Raw genomic sequence first — 7940 nt, forward strand, 5'->3', positions numbered from 1 at the left:
GTGGACGCGTTCCGAAACCTACCGAACGAGATCCCCGAGATCGCGGACTTCGAATTCGGAACCAATAATTCTCCCGAAGGACTCAACGAAGGCCTCACGCATTGCTTCTTGGTGACGTTCGAAAGTGAAGAGGACCGCGAAGCCTATCTGCCTCATCCAGCCCACCTGGCATTTGTGGAAGTCCTGAAGCCACACCTCGAAAAAGTGGTGGTGATCGACTACTGGGCCGATAAGTAGTCTGGATGACGACGCACCAAACGGGTGACGTCAGACCGGTTGATCCGCCGCCACCAACTCCATTCGTTGGCAGACGAGCTTCCCGCGATCTGGCATCCCCAACCATGTGACGACTAGCAAAAGCCCGGTATTTGCGGACTCAAACCGCTGCCGGGCTTTCTCGTGGACACTCGCAAATTGGCGTCCGCGACGGAACGCTTGACCAAAATTGATTCCGCAGCTATCTTCCGTCATCAATCCGGCTAAAAGTGGCCGGCCACATCATAAGGAAATTTAATACAGCAGGTTGTCATTGCAGTTTCGTACGCTTGAATTGTTCTGTCGTGTCGCAGATCTTCGCAGTTTTTCCAAAGCTGCGGCGGATTGCGGTTTAACTCAAAGCGCGGTCAGTCAAGCCATCAGCGGATTGGAAGAATCCGTTGGGGCCAGTCTGATCGATCGCTCCAGTCGCCCATTGGGTTTGACAGAAGCAGGTGAGATTTACCTGTGCGGCGTCCGCGACGTGATTCGCCAATACAACGAACTGGAACAACGCGTACGCTTCCGCGGCGAACGTTTGAACGGCAGCGTGACCGTTGGTGCGATCTATTCGGTTGGCTTGAGCTACATGCCCGAAGCCACCAAGGTCTTCGAGTCCCAGCACCCTGACGTCAAAGTCCGAACAGAATTCGGCAGCAGTCAACGCGTCGTCCAAATGGTGCTCGATGGTGGCGTCGAATTCGGACTGGTGAGTTTCCCTCGCACGACGAAGGCATTGGGCACCATCCCTTGGCAATCCGAACCAATGCGATTGGTTTGCTCCGCCGACCATCCTTTCGCCAAGCGGACGGAAGTCTCGGCATCCGAACTCAGCGGCATGGAAATGGTCGGGTTCGAACGCGGACTGGTACTGCGTCAAGCGATTGATCAATGCCTGAAACGCGCAGGCATCTCGGTGGTGACGCAGATGGAATTCGACAACGCCGATTCAATGGTTCGTGCGATCCAAGCGAACCGCGGACTCGGCATCGTCCCCGAGGCGGCGGTCCGCCGCGAAACGGCAAACGGAACCCTACGCGTGGTTGCTTGCCCTGAAATCCAAATGGTCCGGCCACTCGGAATCATCTTTCGTCGCAGCAGTAAACTCAGTCGCGCTGCGATTGAACTTGGATCTCTTCTCTTGGGGCGGGAAATGGAACCTGAACTGAGAACCAAATCCGAAGCCGCCAAAGCGGATCGGAAGAAAAACCAAACCAAAGATCGGGCGGTCTCGGTCGTCGCATGATTCGCGACACAGACTCCAACGCCCTTTGACTGTCCACACATCCCCTCATCCCCAAGTTGTTTCATTTATGACCAAGCAACCTTTGTTTCACCTGCCACCGGCCCAAGGACTGTACGACCCTGAGCACGAGAAGGACGCGTGTGGCGTCGGCTTTGTTGCTCACATCAAAGGGGCTCCCAGTCACCAAATCGTGATCGATGCCGACACGATTCTGCAAAACATGGATCACCGTGGTGCGTGCGGTTGTGAACCCAACACCGGTGACGGTTCGGGGATCATGTGCGGGTTGCCTCACAAGTTTTTGCAAAAGGTTGCGAAAGCTGACCTCGGTGTGGATCTGCCTGAGGAAGGTAAGTTCTCCGCCGGCCTGATCTTCCTGCCAACCGACGATGCAGAGCGTGCGATCTGCAAAGAAACCATTGCTCGGTTGATCGAAGAAACCGGACAAAAGCTGATCGGTTGGCGCGACGTGCCTCAAGAAACCGATGCTGCTGACGTCGGCCCAACAGCTCGTCAAAGCGAACCTGTGATCGAACAGTTGTTCGTCGGTGCAGCAGACGGAATCTCCAATGAAGAATTCGAACGTCAGCTCTACTTGATCCGCAAGCAAGCCAGTCACGAACTGCGCGGCGGCACCAAGATCAAACAAGCGTTGATGTTCTACGTCTGCTCGTTGTCGACCAAGGTCATCATTTACAAGGGCATGCTGACGCCTGCTCAGGTGATGCCGTATTTCCCTGATCTTCGTGACGAAGATTTCGAAACGCACTTGGCGATGGTCCACAGCCGCTTCTCAACGAACACGTTCCCGAGCTGGGACCGTGCTCAGCCACTGCGGTTCATGAGCCACAATGGCGAAATCAACACGCTTCGCGGCAACGCGAACTGGATGCGTGCTCGTGAAGGCACGGCTGCCAGCGAAATCTACGGTGACGAACTGAAGAAGTTGTTCCCCGTTGTCGAGCCTCACTTGAGCGACTCGGGAACGTTCGACAACGTGCTTGAGTTCTTGCTGATGAACGGCCGCACGCTGCAAGAAGCCATCATGATGATGGTTCCCGAAGCGTGGCAAAAACACGAAACCATGCCTGAAGAAAAGCGTGCTTTCTACGAGTACTTCAGTTGCATGATGGAACCTTGGGACGGCCCCGCTTCGATCGCTTTCACCGACGGAAAATGCATCGGCGCAACGCTCGACCGCAACGGCCTGCGTCCAAGCCGATACTACATCACCCACGACGATCGCGTGATCATGGCAAGCGAAGTGGGCGTGCTTCCGGTCGACCCATCGATCGTTCGCGAAAAAGGACGCTTGCAGCCTGGCAAGATGTTCTTGATCGACTTCGAAGCGGGACGTTTGATTCCCGACGAAGAATTGAAGAGTGATTTCGCCAGCAAAATGCCATACGGAAAATGGCTGAAGCAGCAACGGATTCGCTTGGCTGACTTGCATCCCGAAGCAGAAGGGCACGGGTTCGACGGCGACACGCTGCTACCTCGGATGCAAGCGTTCGGCTACACCGCCGAAACCATGAACTTCATGCTTCGTCCATTGGTCGAGCAACTGCGTGACCCCGTCGGCTCCATGGGCAACGACTCGGCGCTCGCTTGTTTGTCCGACAAGCCGCGGATGATCTATGACTACTTCAAGCAACTGTTCGCGCAGGTGACCAACCCCGCAATCGATTCGATTCGCGAAGAGGTCATCATGTCGCTGGAATGCTACATCGGTCCCGAGCAAAACCTGCTCGCTGCGACACCGGAACACTGCCACCGGTTGCTGATCGATCATCCGATTTTGACCAACGAAGAGGTCGCGGCTCTCAAGCACGTTGACCACGAACGCTGGCACAGCCGCGTGATCGACACAACGTTTGATCGCTCTGAAGGCAAGGCTGGTCTGACGAAAACCCTCGACCGAATCTGTGCCGAAGCCGAAGCCGCTGTCGACGAAGGTTTGCAAATCATCGTGCTGAGCGATCGCGATGTTTCTCACGATCGTGTGCCCGTCAGCATGCTGTTGGCAACCGGTGCCGTGCACCATCACTTGGTCGCCAAAGCCAAGCGAACCCGCGTCGGAATCGCCGTCGAAACGGGTGAAGCTCGCGAAGTGCACCATCACTGCTTGTTGATTGGCTACGGTGCTGATGCGATCAACCCGTACCTGGCCTTCGAAGCGTTGTGGCAAGCCCACCGTGACGGTCTGATGTCCTCCACTTTGGATGACGACAAAATCGTTGCCGCTTACCGCAAAGCTGTCGCAAAGGGCATGCTGAAAGTCATGGCCAAAATGGGCATCAGCACCCTGCAAAGCTACAAGGGTGCCCAAATCTTTGAAGCTCTCGGCCTGCGAGATGAGGTCATCCAGCGCTGCTTCGTTGGCACCGCCAGCCGTATCCAAGGGGTAACGTTCGACGTCATCGCCGAAGAAACGCTGCGTCGCCACAAGCTTGGCTTCCCCGACAGAGAATCCGACCGTCTGACGCAGTTGCCAAACCTTGGTGAGTTCCACTGGCGTGCCGAAGGCGAAAAGCACGCTTGGAGCCCTCAAGCCATCAGCACGCTGCAAATCGCAGCTCGCAACAACAACGAAGACGCCTACTGGAAGTTCTCGCACGAAATCAACGAGGACAACCGAACGCGTTGCACGTTGCGTGGATTGTTGGACTTCAAAGAAGGAGTCGCGGGCCCTGCACTGCCTCTGGACGAAGTCCAATCGGCCAAAGAGATCGTCAAACGCTTCTGCACCGGTGCCATGAGCCTGGGCAGCATCAGTGCGGAATCGCACGAGACGCTCGCCATCGCAATGAACCGTCTGGGCGGCAAGAGCAACACCGGCGAAGGCGGCGAAGACCCCAAACGCTTCCAACCACTTCCCAATGGCGACACCAAGCGATCTGCCATCAAACAAATCGCGTCGGGACGCTTCGGCGTCACAATCGAATACTTGTCCAACGCAGACGAACTGCAGATCAAGGTTTCGCAGGGTGCCAAGCCAGGTGAAGGTGGTGAGTTGCCCGGCAAGAAAGTCGACAACTACATTGCCAACATCCGTTACAGCACACCAGGTGTGGGGCTGATCAGTCCTCCGCCTCACCACGACATTTATTCGATCGAGGATTTGGCTCAACTGATCCACGATCTGAAAAACAGCAACCCATCGGCACGCGTCAGCGTGAAGCTGGTTAGCGAAGTGGGCGTTGGTGTGATTGCATCGGGTGTTGCCAAGGCTCATGCCGACCACATCCTGATCTCCGGTGACACCGGTGGAACGGGTGCATCGCCACTGACCAGCATCAAGCACGCTGGGTTGCCGTGGGAACTCGGGATCGCTGAAACCCATCAAGTCTTGGTACTCAACGATTTACGCAGCCGCGTTGTGTTGCAAACGGACGGCGGTTTGAAAACCGGACGTGACGTTGTCATCGCTGCGTTGCTCGGAGCCGAAGAGTTCGGTTTCTCAACCGCACCGTTGATCACGCTCGGCTGCATCATGATGCGGAAGTGTCACTTGAACACTTGCCCGGTCGGCATCGCGACCCAGGACCCTGAACTTCGCAAGATGTTCTCGGGCAAACCAGAGCACGTGGTGAACTACTTGTTCATGGTCGCCGAGGAAGCTCGCCGGATCATGGCGAGACTTGGTTTCCGCACGATCGACGAAATGGTCGGCCGCAGCGATGTTCTGTCGACCGATGACGCGATCAAACACTGGAAGAGCGATGGGCTGGATTTGACGTCCGTCCTCAGCCCCGCGCAGCGTCCTCACGACAAGGTCGAAGTGATCTGCACGCGTGGCCAAGATCACGGTTTGGAAAAATCGCTCGACATGACCAAGTTGGTCGCCGAAGCCATGCCAGCGATCGAAAACGGCGAATCCGTTCGCATCACGTCGCCGATCATCAACAACAACCGAACCGTCGGAACGATCTTGTCACACGAGATCGCGAAACGACACGGACAAGCGGGCTTGCCCGACGACACCATCCACATCGACCTGACGGGTTCTGCGGGACAAAGTCTCGGTGCGTTCCTCGCTCACGGTGTCACAATTGAACTGGAAGGCGATGCGAACGATTACGTCGGCAAAGGTCTGTCCGGCGGACGCATCATGGTCTACCCACCTCGCGAAAGCACCTTCGATGCCGCCAACGAGATCATCGTCGGCAACGTTTGCTTGTACGGTGCGACCAGCGGCGAAGCCTACTTCAGTGGCCGGGCAGCAGAGCGTTTCTGCGTTCGAAACAGCGGTGCTCGCACCGTTGTTGAAGGCGTCGGGGACCACGGTTGCGAATACATGACTGGCGGACGCGTGGTGTGTCTCGGTGAAACCGGACGCAATTTCGCGGCGGGGATGTCGGGCGGGATCGCTTACATCTGGGATCGCAAGGGCGACTTCAACCTTCACTGCAACTTGGCCACCGTCGAGTTGGAAAAGATCGAAGGGGAAGCCGAACTCGCGGAGGTCAAAGAGATGATCCAAAAACATCACGACTACACCAAGAGTGCACTGGCCGCCGAAGCCTTGGCCGACTTTGACACCTTTGTTTCGCAGTGCGTGAAGGTCATGCCAACGGATTACAAACGCGTGCTCGCCGAAATGGCGGCCGAAAAAGACGCTGTCAGCGTCTGAGAAAGACGGCATCCATCGCTCGCTTGAAAGAGCGATTGAAAACGACCGGGCGAAGCAAACCGCTTCGCCCGGCACGCGTGGCCATCGCCGCGAAAACCCACCCCACATCAACCGCACACATCACCCCATTTTGAGGACTCTGCCATGGGCAAGCCCACTGGATTCAAGGAATTCGATCGCGAAAAAGTTGCTTGGCGATTGCCAGTCATCCGGATCAACGACTACGACGAGATCTACACCGAACCCAAGACCGAGCACCTGCAACGTCAGGGCGCTCGCTGCATGGACTGCGGCGTTCCCTTTTGCCAGTCCGCGACCGGATGCCCGATCGACAACTTGATTCCTGAGTGGAACGACTTGGTCTACAACAATCGCTGGAAAGAAGCGATCGAGCGTCTGCACAAGACCAACAACTTCCCTGAATTCACCGGTCGTGTTTGCCCAGCACCTTGCGAAGGATCGTGCGTGTTGGGAATCACCAACCCGCCTGTGACGATCAAGAACATCGAAAACGCGATCGTTGACCGCGCCTGGGAAGAAGGCTGGATCGTCGCCGAAACGCCCGAAGAACGAACCGGCAAAAAGGTCGCGGTTATCGGCAGTGGACCGGCTGGTTTGACCGCCGCGGATCAGCTCAACAAAGCCGGCCACCTGGTCACCGTCTACGAACGCGCCGATCGCATCGGTGGCTTGCTGCAGTACGGCATCCCCAACATGAAATTGTCGAAGAAAGCCGTTCAGCGACGCATCGACAAAATGACCGAAGAAGGCGTGACCTTCAAAACCGGAGTGAATGTTGGCGTCGACGTCTCGCCCAAGGAACTGCAAAACGAGTATGACGCTGTCCTGCTTGCCTGTGGCGCCACCAAGCCACGCGACCTGCCAATCCCCGGTCGCGATGCCAAAGGCGTGCACTTCGCGATGGACTTCCTCACCTCCAACACCAAACAACGTGTGCACGGTGACAACCTCGGTGCCGATTTCATCAGCGCCGAAGGAAAGGACGTGATCGTCATCGGCGGTGGTGACACCGGGACCGACTGCATCGGAACCAGCCTTCGTCACGGTTGCCGCAGCATGGTCAACTTTGAACTGCTGCCCCAACCACCTGCTGAACGCGCCGACGACAACCCATGGCCAGAATGGCCGCGTATTTTCCGTGTCGATTACGGACACGAAGAAGCCGAAGCGAAGTTCGGAAAAGACCCTCGTGAATATCAGATCCTCAGCAAAGAGTACTTGGTCGACGACGAAGGCAAGCTGAAAGGCATCAAAACCGTCAACGTCGAGTGGACGAAGAACGACGAAGGCGGCTGGCAAATGGCCGAAGTCGAAGGCAGCGAAAAAGAATGGCCTGCCCAACTGATCTTGTTGGCGATGGGTTTCTTGGGCCCCGAGCAAACCGTTGCGGAATCGCTCGGCCTGGAGACCGACGCTCGCAGCAACTTCCAAGCTGAACACGGCAAGTACGCAACCAACATCGACGGCGTCTTTGCCGCTGGTGACTGCCGCCGTGGACAAAGCCTGGTCGTCTGGGCGATCAACGAAGGCCGCGGCGCTGCTCGTGCGATCGACATTTTCCTGGAAGGTTCCAGCAACCTACCAGCTCCTGGCCAAACGATGGGCACCTCCATGGCCGCCGTCTGAGCCTAGTGGTTTGTCAAAGTTAAAAGTGAGGGTTGATCGTAGTGGGGGCGGCGGCCACGCCTTTGTTTTTGATACAGGTCAGGTGGAGGGGCCGCCGCCCCACACCGAAAGACAAGGAGACACAACAACCCAAACACCCCCCCAAAAAAACCCCCAAAA

Annotated in this window: 4 protein-coding genes; all 4 read left to right on the forward strand. The window is 56.7% G+C overall.

All coding sequences use genetic code 11. The features are described from left to right. Window positions 1-237: Dabb family protein (locus ACF8AM_RS01180; RefSeq protein WP_392553873.1), on the forward strand; the 237-nt coding region annotated here is incomplete at its 5' end. 286 nt (window positions 238-523) lie between these two features. Beyond that, window positions 524-1501, forward strand: a complete 978-nt coding sequence (locus ACF8AM_RS01185; protein ID WP_392553874.1) for a LysR family transcriptional regulator — start codon at window positions 524-526, stop codon at window positions 1499-1501. 67 nt (window positions 1502-1568) lie between these two features. Next, window positions 1569-6134 carry a glutamate synthase large subunit gene (gene gltB / locus ACF8AM_RS01190; protein WP_392553875.1) on the forward strand — a complete coding sequence of 1522 codons (4566 nt, stop codon included), beginning with the start codon at window positions 1569-1571 and terminating at the stop codon, window positions 6132-6134. A gap of 144 nt (window positions 6135-6278) precedes the next feature. Continuing rightward, a complete protein-coding gene (locus ACF8AM_RS01195; RefSeq protein WP_392553876.1) occupies window positions 6279-7781 on the forward strand; it encodes a glutamate synthase subunit beta in 1503 nt (500 codons plus the stop codon). The last annotated feature ends 159 nt before the right edge of the window (window positions 7782-7940 follow it).

It is taken from the genome of Rhodopirellula sp. JB055 (genome assembly GCF_043100905.1).
Classification (GTDB): Bacteria; Planctomycetota; Planctomycetia; order Pirellulales; family Pirellulaceae; genus Rhodopirellula.

Coding starts and splice junctions, on each gene's coding strand:
- gltB (WP_392553875.1), top strand. CDS start 1,569: ATGACCAAGCAACCTTTGTTTCACCTGCCACCGGCCCAAGGACTGTAC.
- ACF8AM_RS01195 (WP_392553876.1), top strand. CDS start 6,279: ATGGGCAAGCCCACTGGATTCAAGGAATTCGATCGCGAAAAAGTTGCT.